Raw genomic sequence first — 16,798 nt, 5'->3', positions numbered from 1 at the left:
AATATCTGATCATTTTGACTGTTTACTAAACTTTAATACTTCAGACTCTAACCGATCTTCTAACTGATCTTTTGCCAATTCTAAATCATAATTAATTTGAAGGTTTAACCAAAATCGTTCTGAGAGTTCAAAATATTTCGACAATCTCAAAGCAATATCTGCGGTTATCGAAGATTTTCCTTGAATAATCTCATCAATTTTTATCAAAGAAATATGAATATCCTCGGCTAACTTTTCTAAGGTTATCTCCATCGGATTCAAAAATTCTTCTAATAGAATTTCACCAGGGTGAACGGGTTCTAACTTAGGTTCGATCATAATTTTAACGATGATAATCTACAATTTCTACATCTAATATATTGCCATTATCCCATCTAAAACAGATTCTCCATTGCTCATTAATACGAATACTATATTGATCTTGGCGATCGCCTTTTAACTTTTCCAAACGGTTTCCAGGAGGAACTCGCAAATCTTCTATTTTCTCAGCCGCATCCAATATCGCCAATTTACGTTGAGCAATACGTTGTATTGACGGTGGGAGTGTGAGAGAATACTGTCTCCTGAATAAGCGTTCAGTTTCTTTACACCTAAAATTTTGAATCATCCTATTTGATCATAGCAAAATACTATCATAGCGTCAAACACTATTTTGAGTAAAGATTAAATCTTATGATGACTTGCTCATTATTATTTATTCCAAAGTATCAACCTTAGCAAGATGTTGTTTTAACACTTGTTTTAAATAAATCCCCGTATAAGATTTAGCATTTTTAGCAATATCTTCCGGGGTTCCTTCTGCAATTAATTCTCCCCCTTTATCTCCTCCCTCTGGCCCTAAATCAATTACCCAATCTGCACAACGAATTACATCTAAATTATGTTCAATTACTAAAATAGAATTACCTTTATCCACTAATCTTTGCAATACATTTAATAATTGATGCACGTCATAAAAGGATAAACCCGTTGTCGGTTCGTCAATTAAATATAAGGTTTTTCCCGTGGCTCTTTTGGATAATTCTGATGCTAATTTAACCCGTTGGGCTTCTCCTCCTGATAAGGTTGGCGCAGGTTGTCCTAACTGAATATAACCCAAACCAACATCCACTAAAGTTTGTAACCGACCTGCCGCCCTAGGAATATTTTGAAACACTTCTAAAGCCGTTTCTACGGGCATATTTAACACATCTGCAATCGAATATCCTTTATATTTGACCTGTAAAGTTTCCCGATTATATCGGGCTCCTTTGCACACTTCACACTGGACATAAACATCGGGTAAAAAGTTCATTTCAATCACATTAACACCCTGTCCTCCGCAGGCTTCACACCGCCCTCCTTTAACATTAAACGAAAATTGTCCGGCTTTATAACCTCTGGCTTTAGCTTCAATGGTTTCGGTAAAAACCTCTCGAATAATATCAAAAACTCCGGTATAAGTTGCGGGGTTAGATCTGGGTGTGCGACCAATGGGAGATTGATCAATGACAATCACTTTATCTAAGGCGTCTAACCCTTCTATTTGTTTTAAATCCTTGGGAAAAGGCACTTTACGGGTAAAATGATGTTGTAAAGCCGGATACAGTAATTCACTCATTAAGGTAGATTTTCCTGAACCCGAAACCCCCGTAATACTCACCAGTTTTCCTAACGGAATTTCCACGGTAATATTATTTAAGTTATTGCGGGTAGCGTTAATTAATTTAATCTGTTTTCCATTTCCTTTTCTTCTTTCTGTGGGGGTTTCTATTTGTTTTCTTCCTGATAAATAAGCACCCGTTAAAGAGCGCTCAGTTTTTAATAAAACCTCTATATTTCCTTGAGCAACAATTTCGCCGCCATGTACTCCCGCCCCCGGCCCAATATCCACTAAATGATCCGCCGCCCGAATGGTTTCTTCATCATGTTCAACCACAATTAAAGTGTTACCTAAATCCCGTAATTTTATCAACGTATTTAAGAGTTTTGTATTATCCCGTTGATGTAAACCAATACTAGGTTCATCTAATACATATAAAACCCCCGTTAAACCCGCTCCAATTTGAGTAGCTAACCGAATCCGTTGGGCTTCTCCTCCTGATAGGGTAGATGCGGTTCTAGCTAGGGTTAAATAGTCTAATCCTACATCGAGTAAAAATTGCAATCTGGCTCTGATTTCCCGCAGAACTAATTCCGCTATTTTTGCTTGTCTTTCGGTTAGGTTTAACTGATTAATTCGGTTTAAACAATCCTGAATTGAAACCCCTGTTAATTCATCGATTTGATATTGTCCAACTCGCACCGCTAGGGCTTCGGGTTTGAGTCGTTTTCCCAGACAAACTTCGCAGGGTTGATCAATTAAATATTGTTCTAATTTTTGCTTTTGTAATTCGGAAGCACTATCTTGATATTGACGTTGTAATAATGGCAATACCCCGGCGTAGGGTCGATAATAACCTTTGTTTTCTCGATAGCGAGAATCGGTTTCAATTAAAATAGGTTCCTCTGAACCATAAAGGATAATATTTTGTTGTTCTTTTGTGAGTTGATTCCAAGGAGTGGTAATCTCAAAACCAAAGGCTTGACCGACACTATGTAAAATGGATAAATAATAGGAATTATCCTTATCTGACCAAGGAGCAATGGCCGTATAAACGGGTTGAGTGGGGTCGGGAATGACTAACTCCGAGGAAAAGGTTTTGAGATGTCCTAAACCATGACAACTTGGACAAGCCCCAAAGGGAGAATTAAAAGAAAATAACCGAGGAGAAAGTTCTTCCATTACCGCCCCATGTTCGGGACAAGCGAAGTTTTCAGAAAATATTAATTGTGAAGATTCTACCCCTTTAATTGAGGGGGATTCAAAGTTATCTTGTTCTAAATGATCCTGATGTTCTGGATCTTCAGAATTTTCATTTTTTGCATCCGTTGATCTATCATCTAAGAGTTTGATAATTGCAATTCCATTTGATTGTTTTAAACAGGTGGTTAAGGAATCAGCGAGACGTTCTTGTAGTCCTGGTTTTTTAATTAAGCGGTCAATAACAATTTCAATATTATGGCTATGGTTTTTATCTAATTCAATATTTTCTGAGAGTTCCAAAACCTCATGATTCACCCTAACACGCACAAATCCCTGGGAGGCTAAACTTGATAATAGCTTGCGGTGGGTTCCTTTTTTTCCCCTAACAACTGGAGCTAGGATCATGAATTTGGTGCGGTCTGGAAGTTCCATGATCCGATCGCACATCTCATCAATGGTTTGGGGGGCAATATTGCGATCGCACATCGGACAATGGGGCTGTCCAGCGCGACCAAATAGCAACCGCAAATAATCATAAATCTCCGTCACCGTCCCAACGGTAGAGCGGGGGTTATGGGAGGTTGATTTCTGGTCAATGGAAATGGCGGGACTCAAGCCATCGATCGCATCGACATCGGGTTTATCCAGTTGTCCGAGGAATTGGCGGGCGTAGGCGCTCAGGGACTCCACATAGCGGCGCTGACCTTCAGCGAAGATGGTATCAAAGGCGAGGGACGATTTCCCAGAGCCGGAAACGCCTGTAAATACAATTAAGCGATCGCGCGGTAACTCCAAATCAACATTTTTCAAGTTATGTTGTTTCGCCCCCCGAATGCGGATGGTGTTGGGGGAGTTGTTGGGATAGGGCAGGGGGTCAGAGAGCAATTTTGAGTTCACTACATTTCGAGTGGTACAGTCCTTAATTATCTTAGCGTTACCATTGGCTCGGTTGAATGAAAAGGAAACCCAACAATGAATTAAAATCCGTTAATCCCATATATCAAATCTGATATACTGGATTAAATCTGATATATTTAAAAGATGAATCAGCAGGATAAACCCCTAATCTGGTTGCACGGAGAAGTTAGAACTCCACCTTTTAGTCAAAACGCAAGAATTGAAGCAGGTGTTTTCTTAAGGAGGTTGCAGCAAGGTTAAAATTTGGGGATGCCTCACTCTCGACCGATGCCCAGTATTGGAAATAACTGTCATGAATTAAGAATCCGAGATAGTCGTCAAACCTGGCGAATTATTTATCGAATTGATCACGATGCTATTTTAATTGTTGATATTTTTAGTAAAACAACCCGAACCACACCAAAAATTGTTATTGAAAATTGTAAAAAGAGGTTGACGCAATATGACAGAGATTAGTCCTAATCATGCAATGGATCAAGAAAAAAAGAAACGCTTAGAAGCTAAAGGTTGGAAAGTTGGAACTGTTGCTGAATTTTTAAAACTCACACCGGAAGAAGTGTTATTAGTTGAAATTAAATTAGTATTAAGTCGTCATTTAAAAGAACGTCGTCAAAATTTGATGACACAATCAGAGTTAGCTGAAAAAATTCATTCTAGTCAACCGCGTATTGCTAAAGCAGAAAATGGGGATGGTTCGGTTTCTATTGAGTTGTTAATTAAGGCTATTTTAGCTACAGGTGCTACCCCTCAAGAGATCGGAGATTTAATTTCTAGTATAGGGTAATTAACAATATAGAGAGCGATCGCATCATTCAACAATAGGAATTATTTAGATTAACCTTAAATCATATGATTCATAAAACAAATTAATTATGGATTTTTCAGATATGACTTATTATCCAAACAATCAACGATAGAGATTGCTAATTCGTGCATAACTTCTATAGCAGCATCTTCATATTTTTTATATTCTTGCAAGTCTTTGATAATCATCTTTTTACCATGAGCAATGTGATTCCTCCTTTTTACCAAAGCTTTTAACTCTATTTCATATTTTTCAACTAATTGGTAATTCAAACAAACCTGAATAGAGTTTTTCTTTAATAAATTTGGATAAAGATTGGATTCTGTATCGAGTTTAGTTGAAAAATCCAAATCTTCTTCTAACATTTTTTGAAACCCAGTTTGCCCGAATTCCCAAAAGCTATCTATACTTAAGTCCCATTTAAAGCTATTAAGGTATTTTTGTAACGATAGTTTAGCGATTTCTTCTCTACAATCTTTTCTCTTAATTCCTAATTTCTGTAATTCTTCTAAATAAAGATCCCAAGCAAATTTACAAAATCCTTCATAGTGAGCATACAGCATTGCCCACAATGCACGCAGAAGTGCTTGGTATATTACAGAACCTTTAGTAGTTTTTAACACCTGCAACTTTAGTGATACAAGTTCTGCTTCCCGCCAGCTTAAATCATTTTCTAGTTCTTGAGACCAATTACTCATTAGTTTTGAATTAGTTCTAGTAAAGCGTTTTCAATAGTATTAATTCTATTTTTAAGCCAACTTTTTTTATTGGCTCCTGAGCCAGTATACTGCTTAAAGTCATTACTTTGAACCGTTTCAATAATTTTTTGTTTAATTACTTCATCAGAAATGTCCATCAGCTTATCTAAGGCATTACAAGTACCTACGGTAATTGCTTCATAGTAAGCAGGTTTTAAGTTTCCTTTAGGTTGATTATCTTTATAAATTACAAAAGAATTTTCACCTAGTGTTCTGGCAAGGATCTCAAATAAGTTATCAAACTGATTGCTTTCAGATTGATAATCAAAATCAATTTCTTCTAACAGTATTTTTTCCATATAAATATCGAGCCAGTCTTTTACACTTGACTTAAATAAATCTGGAGCGTTTTTAGCTGCAAAAAACCTTAACACTAATTCTTCATCAGCTTTTTCATCTTTATCTTCTTCTGGTAAAGTTTCTATACATTTTCTGAAATTAGGATTAGATGCTTTTTGAGTTAAAAATTCATAAAAATTAATTCCTTTTTCTCCCACCATTCTTGCTGAACAATTACGAATCTCTTGAGGTTCTAAACTTTCACCACCTGTATTCAACCTTTTAAACATATTATATCTTAAAAAAGATTTACTTTGTCTTTTAATGATAACAGTTCTGATTGATGATCTTTTAATTCTTAGTCTAAGTGTTAAAGATAGATCATTAAATAGTTTATCGTCTAGTTCTTTAATTAAATCACACCCTTGCAATTTTAAAGGAAGCAAAGGTTGATCATCTTTGTCTTTCAATTGTGAAGAATCAACAAATTGGATCACTGAACTTACTCTTTGCAGACCATCAATCAATTCAAATACACCGTCGGAATTCTCTATAACAAAAATTTGTGGAATAGGCAATTCTAAAAGAATTGATTCTATCAACCTGGATTTTTGCACATCAGACCATCTAAATAAACGTTGATATTCTGGTTGAATAATTAGTTCATTATTTGCGTGTAAGTTAACAATCTCACCAAAACTTAAATCTAGCGATTCTGTACGAACTTCACCAATTTTTTCATCAATGATTTCTTCAAGAGAAGGCATCTTTTATTTCTCCTTTTATTGCAATTAAGTTTAAAAGCTATCATTCAATTTAATTCTAGCTTATCATAGTCTTTCACGAAGAACCAAGTCAAGCTGTTGAAGTAACTCGGCTACATTCTCAGGGCGATAAAACTCTGTCATTTTCCGAGCTTTCGGTTTGACGGGTAGAACCTTGAAATTAGCATTTTTCTTGGCAACCTTTTCCAAAACAGTGCGATAGGCCATACTGGTCGCGTATCCAATGCAAGCAATATAGTGATTGCTATAACGTTCTAAATATAAGGTCAGACGTTCTGTTAGCAAACTAATTTGAGCATTATTAAATCGCTCTAAGCGAAAATCATACCCCAAGATGGCAGACTCAAGTTCATATTCTTCAGGAACAGGGCCGTAAAGCCCCGATAGGGTAACTTTATGAATCAATTTTGTTTTTTCACCAAAAGTTTCGTCTAAGCGTTGTTTAATTAGACGGTGAGAATGAGACATAGAATAAGGTTTATTTTCAGAACAAGGGATAATTAGTAATATCTGTTTATGTCCTGAAGGGTTATAACCATTGGTCAAAATATTAAAATCCTCAGGAGTGTACTGAAGGGAAACGAAACCTTCAAGCTGATTTTTTTGACTTTGAATAGGAGGAGCCATTGAGATTACTAGGCGTGATAATCTTTTCTGTAAACCATCATCTTGCGTCCCTAAATAGGATAAAGCTGGACGTAAATTAGTAAATTTTTCTGTATGCTCAATAACATACTCCTGAAGTTCATCAGATTTTATAGATTCTTGAGTTTTTTCCAAGATTCTAAAATCCATTTCTAAATTATGTAAAGCAATATCAGCATAATATTTACTTTTATAATGCCCATTGTGAACAGGACGACCGCGAATTTCTGAGGTTAAGGCATCTTGTATATGTTTTAAATTAGCATTTTGACAAATACAACAATCACAAGTTATTTTTTCCATTCCTAAAATTGGGCGAGAACGTCCAGTGAGAGGTTCAATATAGCCCAAACCTCTTGCTTCTTGAATATAACTACTAGAGTCAAAACTATCTACTCCTAGATAAGCTAAGATTGGAATTAAACTCCCTGTTATTCCAAAAACATGAATAGGGATTCTATCAATTTTTTCTTTAGGAATATTTTCCTTTAAGCCTAAAATTAGATTAATAATTGCACTATATTTATGCGCTCCTCTCAGTGGAACTAATGAACCAACGGCAAATCCAAAAGGATAGTTTCTTAATTCTTCTCGATGAAATTTATCAAACACGCTTTTAATATAGTTTCCCATGCTAGTTCTATCTTGACCATGAGCAGCTACATATAGAAAAGGATTATAATCTGAATCATTTTGAAGTATTAAAGCGGTTTCAACAGCATTATTGATACTTTTTAACATTCGTTCTTTAGCTTCAATTTCTGATAATTTAGGCGGTAATGGATAATCTAATGTCGCAATAATCTGTCCTCCAAAATCTTTTTGTAATTGTAATATGGATTGAGGGCCTTGTCCATTTTCAATAGAAAGACCATAAGCTGATAAGTCTATACTTTGGTTCCAGAGTAATTTAAACCCTCCAGAATCCAAAAATAGAGGGGCTGTATAATCAAATCCAGGTGATAAATCCTGATGATAACGTTTAATAATTCCTTGACTTCGCCATTTATTTAATTGATTGGGTCTATCCCGAATAAAATCTAAAAAGTGCAGAACTTGAGATAAAACGGGTAAATTACGACGTAATAAACTATTCTGACAATCAGCTTGTAAAATATATTTCCAGAGACCCCCACCTTTTGCTGTTGTACCCGTTACTAGGGAAACTACAGGAAAGAGAATTGGTGTTTGAATAGATTGGCTTTGAACAAGGTCTAGTTTACCAATGCGACCATATTTAAAACATTGGGCTGAAAACATTTTTTATAAACTTTGTAGGAATAAAGGCCAGTTAATTATAGTATAAAGACAAAATTAACAAGGAAATAACCAAAATAAGCTTCGGTTTTTACCTTGTTATTATCTTGTTTAAAAAATAATTTAACAGAGAAAAATGTTCTCGAAAATATCAAGTTTGTTCGGATTTCGGCAACAGCAAATCAGTTTTGTTTACGGCTTGGTGATGATGTGAGACGATCAAGTTGTGTCAGAGCGATCGCCACAATCAATAATACAATCGCAAAGACTCTGGAGCTATTCAGAGCATGGAGTGGAACACCAAACCAACCCAACTGATCAATGATTAGTGACATCACCATTTGGCTACAGACAACGGCTAATGTGGCTGTAGTTAAACCCAGCTTTGGTACGGTCAACGTACTTAAGCTGACAAATATTGCTCCTAACAATCCTCCTAAAAATGCCCACCAAGGGACATTAGCAACCCTTTCCCAGCCCGGTGATTTGAAAAGACCCGATGCAAGTAAAAGCGTTAAAATACCGAACCCTACCAAGAAATTCATAGCTGTCGCTGCAATTGCAGAGTGAAGGGTTTGTTTCAACCGAGCATTAGCAGCAGATCCAATTGCCAAGAAACTTCCGGCCGAACCCGCCCCAAGCATTGCCAATAAAATATCCATAATATATGAGAAATAATTGATTATTGTCTCAGAAAAAAGATAGCAACGGCTAACAGCCCGACGGCAATACGACGATGGGGAGTCAGACGATGTTTAGGCATTCCTAGCCAACCAAAATGATCGATGATGATCCCTGCGATTGCCTGTCCACCGACCACAAATCCTAACGTGAGGGTTGCTCCCAAACTAGAGATGAAGTAAGCACTGGAGGCAATGTACCAAGCTCCAAATAAGCCTCCGGTGAAACTCCATAGCGGTGCTTGGCGTAGGGTGAAGCCGTCTAAATGACCGAACTTTCCGGTTAAGAGCAAGGTTATTAAAGTTAGTAAACCGACGAAATAGGAAATATCTGCCGCCAGAGGAGCAGAGTTGAGTGAACGTGCCAATTGAGCATTGATGCTGGCTTGAATGGGTAACAACGCCCCACTCAATAACGACAACAGCAGATAAAGACCAATTTGACCGCGCCATAAGGGATTCCGAGAGCCGAACAAAGGTAAGAAGGTCATGGTTGTAGCCGTGTCAGGATGGAATAATTAATTTATCTTGATATCAAGATAGTTGAAACAAAGATAAATGTCAAGAATCTCGATATCAAGATATAATCAGCCTATGAAACACGATCGCATTGATGAAATTTTGGAACAATGGCAACGAGAGTCCCCTGAGCTAGATGTTTCCGCTTTAGCCGTGATTGGACGAGTGTTGCGAATTGCCCGATTATTGGAAAAGCATCGGGAAACTGTGTTGGCTGACTATGGTTTGAATGTGTGGTCGTTTGATGTGCTGGCGACGCTCAGGCGGCAAGGTTCACCCTACCAACTCAAACCCACTGACCTCTATGGTTTGTTAATGCTCTCGTCTGGAGCGATGACGAACCGGATTGATCGCCTGGAACAAGAGGGTGTGGTTGTTCGGATTCGTGATCCCCATGATCGGCGCAGTGTAAGTGTGCAACTGACTTCCAAGGGAGTTGAGTTAATGAATCGGGTCATGCCTGTTTTGTTTGAGAAGGAAACTCAATTTCTTGAGCAATTCAACCCAACTGAAACTCAAATTTTTACTCAATTGCTCCGTCGTTTTTTGCTGTCATTTGATGAGAGCGATCAATGACCTGAAAAACTCTAATTTTTTTCTTAGTCACTATTAGTGACTATCATCGGGTTAGGCTGAGTTGCTTTACAGGCTATTTGGATTTAGTAAATTTCTAGGGTATCATAAACTTGTTTGAGTTAATCCGGGCTGTAGCAGTACAACGGTCAGGATTCGTTGTTTTAGTTGAGGAATTTCTGGGAACTTTAATATCCCTAATATATTCCCTACAATTTCATCGTTAAACTAATCCGTTTTAACTTCTCATTAATTTCCATAACTCGCACTTTAACAACCTGTCCCACTTTAACAAATTTATTCGGATCATCGACAAATTGATCGGCGAGTTGGGAAATATGAACTAACCCATCTTGATGGACTCCAATATCAACAAATGCCCCAAAAGCCACTACATTTGTTACACTTCCTTCTAATTCCATTCCTATTTTTAAATCGGTTATTTCTTTAATTCCTTCTCGGAATGTGGCATATTTAAACTCAGCCCGGGGATCTCGTCCGGGTTTTTCGAGTTCGCTAATAATGTCTTTTAAGGTAGGAATTCCGATGGTTTCGGTAACATATTTATCCAGTTTAACCGATTTAATTTTATCCTTAAATTGACTAATATTATTTAAGGTAACGCCTACATCCTTTGCCATAATTTCCACAACCGCATAACTTTCGGGGTGAACTGCGGTATTATCTAAAGGATTAACACCTCCTCGAATTCTTAAAAATCCCGCCGCCTGTTGAAAGGCTTTTGGGCCTAATTTAGCGACTTTTAAGAGTTCTTTCCGGGTTTTAAAAGCTCCATTTTCATTGCGATAATTAACAATATTCTGGGCCACTGTTGGGGTAATTCCTGACACAAAGGTTAATAATTCCTTAGAAGCGGTATTTAATTCCACGCCCACATAGTTAACACAACTTTCAACCGTATCATCGAGTTTTTTCTTTAATAATTTCTGATCCACATCATGTTGATATTGTCCGACACCAATGGATTTTGGATCAATTTTAACTAATTCCGCTAGGGGATCTTGTAACCGTCGTCCGATACTAATTGCACCCCGCACCGTTAAGTCTAAATCGGGAAATTCTTGCCGCGCCACATCACTAGCGGAATAAATGGATGCACCGGATTCATTCACCATCACTTTGATCGGTTTTCGCTCTAATTTAGCGATAATTTCTGTTATAAATTCATCGGTTTCTCGTCCGGCGGTTCCATTTCCGATCGCGATTAATTCGATTTTATATTTATCAATTAATTGTTTAACTTTTTTCGCTGCTTCTTGACGTTGACCCTCCGCTTGGTGGGGGAAAATGGTATGATATTCACAGAATTTTCCGGTTTCTGATAATACTGAAACTTTGCACCCAGTTCTAAACCCGGGGTCAATGGCTAAGGTGGGTTTCATTCCCGCAGGGGAGGCGAGTAATAATTCTCTTAAATTTGATTCAAAGGTTTTAATTGATTCTAAATCAGCGTAGGTTTTGCGATCGCTTCTAACTTCACTAATTAACGATGTTTTCATTAACCGATTAAAGGCATCTTTCAACATCGGTTGATAAAATTTTCTAATGATCGGATTTTTGGTTTTAATTTCCTGGGATTCTAAATGAGACTGAACAAAATCTTGATCAAATTCAATCTCAACTTTTAAGATTCCTTCGGTTTCTCCCCGCAATAAAGCTAACAAATTATGGGGTCTAATATCCTGTACATTTTCTCGATATTGGCGATACATTTCAAATTTAGTTGTTCCTTCGGGATAGTCGTCTTTAACTAGGGAAACAAATACCCCTCGATTCATTAAATATTCTCTTAAATAGGCTCGTAAATTCGCTTTTTCAGATACGATTTCTGCCAAAATATCAGAGGCTCCATTTAAGGCTTCTTCAATGGATTTAACACCTTTTTCTTCAGAAACATATTTTTCTGCTTCGGCGTTTAAATCAAAAGTAGGGGAATTGGGTTGATTAAAATTGGCAATCCATTGTGCTAGGGGTTCTAATCCTTTTTCTTTGGCAACGGTGGCGCGGGTTCTGCGTTTAGGTTTATAGGGTAAATATAAATCTTCTAGTTCGGTTTTTTGTAAACAGGTTTCAATTTTTTCTCGCAGTTCATCGGTGAGTTTTTCTTGAGATGCGATCGCTTCTAAAATACTTTTTTTTCGGTCTTCCAATTCCGTTAAATAAGTATAACGTTCTGAGATATCTCGCAGTTGAATTTCATCTAATAAACCCGTGATTTCTTTGCGATATCGCGCTACAAAAGGAATAGTTGCCCCTTCAGAAAACAGTTGTAGGGCGTTTTCTACTTGGAAGGGTTTAAGAGAAAGTTCTTGAGCTAGAATTTGAGGAATATTCGACATGAGAAGCGAAATAAAATTAAGTTTAGTCTATTGTTGATTATACCATATCTAATTGAATTGGGGTAAAATCTTCCTATTGTTTATAATTAATATTATTTATGTTATAATTAGTAGACTTTTTGACAAAAGGCTTAATGCGATGGAAACCTTATCTCAAAACAACACTTTATATGAACAAGATTATTATTTATGGTTACTTCAAACTTCTAAACTATTGCAGGAAGGCAAGTTAAATCAGGTAGATATTAATAATTTAATTGAGGAAATTGATAGTAGGGGAAGAAGTGAGAAAAAAGAAGTAAAAAACCGACTAATTGTGTTAATCGAACATTTGTTAAAATTAAACTATTGGCAAACCGAAAAAGAATATAATGCTAGGGGATGGCAGCGTACTATAGTAGAACAACGGTTACAAATAGATTTATCCTTAGAAGATAGTCCCAGTTTAAGGAATTTGTTAGATGAAATATTCCTTGATTGCTATAATCGAGCTAGAAAAGATATTCTCAAAACCTATAATTTATCGAGTGATTTATTTCCCACCGAACCCCCATTTTCTTTAGAGGAGGTTTTAGATTCTGATTATTTACCCTAATTTTAACGGTTCGATGTTCATGTTACCTCAAGGATAAACAATGCTCAACAAATTACTTCTAATATTATTCTTAACCTTAACTTTAGTTCTGGGTTCTGTCCATGCCACGGCCTTAGCTGTTAATATTGATACTGGGGCGAAAATATTTGAAGCGCAATGTGCAGGATGTCATGCTGGGGGAGGAAATATTGTCCGACGGGGAAAAACTTTACAGAAAAAAGCCTTAGAACGTAATCATGTTGATAGTTTAGAAGCAATTTCAAGTTTAGTAACTAATGGTAAAAATAATATGTCTGCGTACAAAGATCGCTTAACAGAAGCCGAAATTCAAGAAGTTTCTGCCTATGTTTTAGAACAGGCCCAAAAGAACTGGAAAAATTAACCGAGTTGCTGAATAGCCAGAAACCCGGTTTCCTCGTTATTTAATTTTTAATTCTGCCATCTTCTAAGGTCAAAATACTATCAGCCACATCCATAATTCGAGGATCATGAGTTACCATTAATACCGTTGTATTTTCTTGTTTGGCTAAGGTTTTTAACAGATCAATCACAGCCCGGCCACTGGTAGAATCTAAGGCGGCTGTGGGTTCATCGGCCATAATTAATGGAGGTTCTCCAGCTAAGGCGCGCGCCACGGCTACCCGTTGTTTTTGCCCCCCCGATAAATCCTGGGGTAGCAGATGAATTTTATCCTGTAAACCGACTTGTTCTAAGCGAGTTTTTGCTTCTTCTCTCGCATTTCTTCCCCTAATTCCTTTAAGATGGAGAGCTAATTCCACATTTTCCAAAGCAGTTAAAGCCGGAAATAAATTAAATCCTTGGAAAATAAACCCAATATTATGTAAACGAAATTCTGCCAATTGAGTCCGAGACAATTTGGTAATTTCTTCGCCCAACAAAAAGACCTGTCCCGCCGTTGGAGTTAAAAGTCCGGCGATAATTGAGAGTAATGTGGTTTTACCCGATCCACTCGGCCCCATTAACAGTTGAATATCCCCTTGTTCGACTTCTAAATCAATATTTTCCAGAACTTGAACCGTTTGCCGTCCAGATTTATAAGCCATTTCCACGCGACAAGTTTGAATTCCAATCGGCTTAACTTTGGCATTGGCTGAATAATATTCAGTCTGATTGGGGGATATAGTAGACTTTGCCTCGTTCACTTGAGTGCGTATCATTGTTACCAATTAATTATGATGTGGGCTTATAACGGGAATTGACAGATCTAATAAACTAAATTACAAGGGCTTATTATCAGTTTACTGAAGAAATCCGGGATTGTCGGAGAAGGAATGGGAACATGAACTATCCTATACAGTTTAGTATTACTATTCTAAACTCAAACGTCCTCAATTGCCTGTGATCTGACTCAACGGAGGAACAAAAACTCATCCTATCAAGCTTTAAACACAATCGCCGGGTCAACTTTAGTGACTTTCTGAATGGCGAAAAACGCCGACCCAGTACACATAACCACCGTTAAGCCGAATACCCCCAAAGCCGATAACGGGGTAATTAAAATCAAAATTCCCTGGGTCGCACCGGCCCAATAGGCAACACCAAAACATAGAGCCATCCCTGGAATATAACCTAAAACCGCCATCCAGAGAGCCTGTTCTAAAATAATTCCGTAAATTACCCAGTCGGAGGCTCCCATCGCCTTCAAAGTCCCAAATTCTTTGAGGTGGTCACTGACGGAGGAATAAAGAATTTGTCCGACCACGACCATCCCGACTAATATTCCGACCGCCGCCCCCAAACTGAGAACAAATCCAACCCCCGTGCGTTTTTGCCAAAAGGTTTGCATGATCATTGACATTTCTTCCCGGGTCAAAACTTGCACATCATTGGGTAAAGTTTCCTGGAGTTTTTGCTTGAGTTGGGCTAAGTCTTGATCGGGTTTAGCTTTAATTAAAACGTATGTAATAGGGTCAGCTAGATTTAATTGTCTTGGGGGCGGAGAATTCAGGGGTTTTTGATTAGAGGATTGATCCTCATAGCTTTGAGTACATTGTAAATCATCATTTTGAAGTTGGCACAGGGTTTGAGTTTTTACGGGGCTATTCACATAAGCGTTAGCATTTTTTAAAGAGGTAAAGATAAAACTATTACTCACAATTGATTGGGTTCCCTGGGTAATTCCTCCTAATTTTGCTTCTAATCCTCCGAGTTTAGCAATATCACCAATATTTTTAATTTTGAGTGCGTTTAATTTGCTCTCATCAACTATAATTGTGTAAGGATTTTTTAAGGCTTGAGCTTCTCCTTGAATAATATTCCAAGGGAAAAATAATTCTCCATCGGGATCGGAACCGACCACAGTAACGGCATGGATTTTATTCTCTAGGGGATCACGCCAACGGGCATTTCTAAAAATAAAGGCTTCGGCTCGTTCAACGCCCTCAACGGTTTGGGCTTGGGTCATTCGTTCTAAAGAAATGGGCATGGTTAACTCTAGGTGAATCATGTCTTTAGAGGCGATCCAAATATCAGCTTTTGAGTGATCAATTAAGATAGAAGAAGACCGAATAAACCCGGTTAAAATTCCATTTTGAATGGTAACTAAACTCACAGCAAACATAATCCCCGCTTGAGCCACTAAAAAACGGGGAATATCTTCAAATAGATTTTTTCGCGCCAGAGAAGCCATAGGTTAGAGGGCAGGGGGGCAGGGGAGGTAGGGGGGAACAGGGGGAGCAGGGGGAGGATAGATAACCCCTGTCGCGCCATGGCACGTCTGTACCTATTGTATACCTTCTTTAAGCCGTGGCTTGTTGGGGAAAAAGTTGGCTGAGATTTTGACGGGATAAGGGTTTTACCCAGGATAACCAAGTGGCTACGGGTTGGAAACCAACGGATTCATAAAGTTTAGTTGCTCCGGTCAAACTATCGGCATCGACGCTGAGTTTGGCGGTGGTGGCTCCGGCTTTTTGCAGTTGGGATAAACCCGCAAAGAGCATGGCTTTCCCTAGGCCTAATTTCCGAAATCCCCGTCGAGTTCCTAACCATTCAATCCAACCGATTTGATCAGAGGTTAATTGACATTTACAGAAGGCTGCAAAGGTTCCATTAGGAGCAACGGCGACTAAATCTAATTCCGGTTGATATTCAGGTTGATTCTGCCAATATTGGGCTTGTTCTAGGGTGAGTTCATGATGATCCCAATGATCAATAAAGGATTCATTAAATAAATCGACCCAAGTAGAAATATCGGGTTTTCCTTGGCAATGGGATAAGCTAAAATCCGAAGGAAATGGGGGGATAAAAAGGGGAGATTCTAAGGATTTCGCCATGGTAATAAATTGACGATCTACTTTGAATCCTTGTTTTTTTAGGAGTTGATTTTGTTGGCTTTGGTTTTCTAAAGTGTAGGTTCGGAGTTGTACCGATTGTTGTTTTTGTTGTCCGATTTCCCGCAGGCGAGTTTCGCACCAACGCAACATTTCTTTTCCTAAATTGCTAGAGCGGATACTCGGATGAATATATAAACCAAAATATCCATCAATTACCATTTTAGAGGCTAAAGGTTCAATGCCCATTAACCCTAAAAGTTGATTTTCTGTATCTGTCCACAGACGAATATCTTTTTGAGGATTAACGTTAGGAGAAGATAGACCTAATTTTAAGTCGGCTAAACTTTCATCTTCGCTAAGATGATCGACGGTTTGACAGGCTTTAAATAAATGGGCGATCGCAGACCAATCTTTTTGACCTTCGTAGGATTTAATTATTAAGGTATTCATAACAAACTGTTCCGAATATTCGGATGGTTTTGACTTAATCTTGAACTGAAAAATTTGTACCAAAAACTGGCGGTTGCGGTAGAAACACAACCCTTG

General features: G+C 37.8%; 17 protein-coding genes. 5 read left to right on the top strand and 12 right to left on the bottom strand.

The annotated features are described in order from the left end of the window. Positions 1-9: 9 nt before the first annotated feature. The 3 genes from PL9631_RS05890 to uvrA form a co-directional block, all read right to left on the bottom strand. On the bottom strand, positions 10-318 hold the full coding sequence (locus PL9631_RS05890; RefSeq protein ID WP_083617985.1) for a HigA family addiction module antitoxin: 309 nt from the start codon (positions 316-318) through the stop codon (positions 10-12). Between the two features lie 4 nt (positions 319-322). Then, complete coding sequence (locus tag PL9631_RS05885; protein WP_083617984.1) at positions 323-607, bottom strand: type II toxin-antitoxin system RelE/ParE family toxin; 285 nt, start codon at positions 605-607, stop codon at positions 323-325. A gap of 87 nt (positions 608-694) precedes the next feature. After that, positions 695-3,682, bottom strand: coding sequence for an excinuclease ABC subunit UvrA (gene uvrA, locus PL9631_RS05880; RefSeq protein WP_156090467.1), 2,988 nt, complete (start codon positions 3,680-3,682; stop codon positions 695-697). A 270-nt stretch (positions 3,683-3,952) separates the two neighbouring features. On the opposite strand from uvrA, the gene PL9631_RS26035 reads away from it, so the two are divergent. Both PL9631_RS26035 and PL9631_RS05870 read left to right on the top strand, forming a co-directional pair. Beyond that, positions 3,953-4,159, top strand: a complete 207-nt coding sequence (locus tag PL9631_RS26035) for a type II toxin-antitoxin system RelE/ParE family toxin (RefSeq protein ID WP_197046278.1) — start codon at positions 3,953-3,955, stop codon at positions 4,157-4,159. Next, complete coding sequence (locus PL9631_RS05870; RefSeq protein WP_231516651.1) at positions 4,146-4,487, top strand: helix-turn-helix domain-containing protein; 342 nt, start codon at positions 4,146-4,148, stop codon at positions 4,485-4,487. The genes PL9631_RS26035 and PL9631_RS05870 overlap by 14 nt, the downstream gene beginning before the upstream one ends. An 86-nt stretch (positions 4,488-4,573) precedes the next feature. Here PL9631_RS05870 and PL9631_RS05865 read toward each other — a convergent pair whose 3' ends face one another. From PL9631_RS05865 to PL9631_RS05845, 5 genes are all read right to left on the bottom strand, one after another. Next, on the bottom strand, positions 4,574-5,206 hold the full coding sequence (locus PL9631_RS05865) for an MAE_28990/MAE_18760 family HEPN-like nuclease (RefSeq protein WP_083617982.1): 633 nt from the start codon (positions 5,204-5,206) through the stop codon (positions 4,574-4,576). Continuing rightward, on the bottom strand, positions 5,206-6,312 hold the full coding sequence (locus PL9631_RS05860) for a DUF262 domain-containing protein (RefSeq protein WP_083617981.1): 1,107 nt from the start codon (positions 6,310-6,312) through the stop codon (positions 5,206-5,208). The genes PL9631_RS05865 and PL9631_RS05860 overlap by 1 nt, the downstream gene beginning before the upstream one ends. Before the next feature lie 63 nt (positions 6,313-6,375). After that, positions 6,376-8,235 (bottom strand): tRNA-guanine transglycosylase, encoded by a 1,860-nt coding sequence (locus PL9631_RS05855; protein WP_083617979.1) that lies wholly within the window; start codon positions 8,233-8,235, stop codon positions 6,376-6,378. Positions 8,236-8,414: 179 nt separating this feature from the next. Beyond that, complete coding sequence (locus tag PL9631_RS05850) at positions 8,415-8,876, bottom strand: DMT family transporter (protein ID WP_231516656.1); 462 nt, start codon at positions 8,874-8,876, stop codon at positions 8,415-8,417. A 38-nt stretch (positions 8,877-8,914) separates the two neighbouring features. Continuing rightward, the gene (locus tag PL9631_RS05845) at positions 8,915-9,403 is read right to left on the bottom strand and encodes a DMT family transporter (RefSeq protein WP_083617974.1); all 489 of its coding nucleotides are present in this window, start codon (positions 9,401-9,403) and stop codon (positions 8,915-8,917) included. Between the two features lie 103 nt (positions 9,404-9,506). Between PL9631_RS05845 and PL9631_RS05840 the strand changes: the two genes are divergently transcribed. After that, entirely contained in the window at positions 9,507-10,007 is a 501-nt protein-coding gene (locus PL9631_RS05840) for a MarR family winged helix-turn-helix transcriptional regulator (RefSeq protein ID WP_083617972.1), read from the top strand. A 206-nt stretch (positions 10,008-10,213) separates the two neighbouring features. Here the strand turns inward: PL9631_RS05840 and PL9631_RS05835 are convergent, their stop codons facing one another. After that, a complete protein-coding gene (locus PL9631_RS05835; RefSeq protein WP_083617970.1) occupies positions 10,214-12,364 on the bottom strand; it encodes a Tex family protein in 2,151 nt (716 codons plus the stop codon). Between the two features lie 139 nt (positions 12,365-12,503). Between PL9631_RS05835 and PL9631_RS05830 the strand changes: the two genes are divergently transcribed. Next, positions 12,504-12,959, top strand: coding sequence for a DUF29 domain-containing protein (locus tag PL9631_RS05830; protein ID WP_083617968.1), 456 nt, complete (start codon positions 12,504-12,506; stop codon positions 12,957-12,959). 40 nt (positions 12,960-12,999) lie between these two features. After that, positions 13,000-13,341: a cytochrome c6 PetJ gene (petJ, locus tag PL9631_RS05825; RefSeq protein ID WP_083617966.1), complete on the top strand. Its 342-nt coding sequence runs from the start codon at positions 13,000-13,002 to the stop codon at positions 13,339-13,341. Positions 13,342-13,381: 40 nt separating this feature from the next. On the opposite strand, the gene PL9631_RS05820 is transcribed toward petJ, so the two are convergent. The 3 genes from PL9631_RS05820 to PL9631_RS05810 form a co-directional block, all read right to left on the bottom strand. After that, the gene (locus PL9631_RS05820; protein WP_083617964.1) at positions 13,382-14,137 is read right to left on the bottom strand and encodes an ABC transporter ATP-binding protein; all 756 of its coding nucleotides are present in this window, start codon (positions 14,135-14,137) and stop codon (positions 13,382-13,384) included. A 218-nt stretch (positions 14,138-14,355) separates the two neighbouring features. Next, positions 14,356-15,609: an FtsX-like permease family protein gene (locus PL9631_RS05815; protein ID WP_083617962.1), complete on the bottom strand. Its 1,254-nt coding sequence runs from the start codon at positions 15,607-15,609 to the stop codon at positions 14,356-14,358. Between the two features lie 109 nt (positions 15,610-15,718). After that, positions 15,719-16,702, bottom strand: coding sequence for a GNAT family N-acetyltransferase (locus PL9631_RS05810; protein ID WP_083617959.1), 984 nt, complete (start codon positions 16,700-16,702; stop codon positions 15,719-15,721). Positions 16,703-16,798 lie beyond the last annotated feature (96 nt).

Origin of the sequence: Planktothrix paucivesiculata PCC 9631 (assembly GCF_900009265.2) — a bacterium.
Classification (GTDB): Bacteria; Cyanobacteriota; Cyanobacteriia; order Cyanobacteriales; family Microcoleaceae; genus Planktothrix; species Planktothrix paucivesiculata.
Note: the sequence above shows the minus strand (reverse complement) of the source record. Positions and strands in the feature narration are given on the sequence as shown.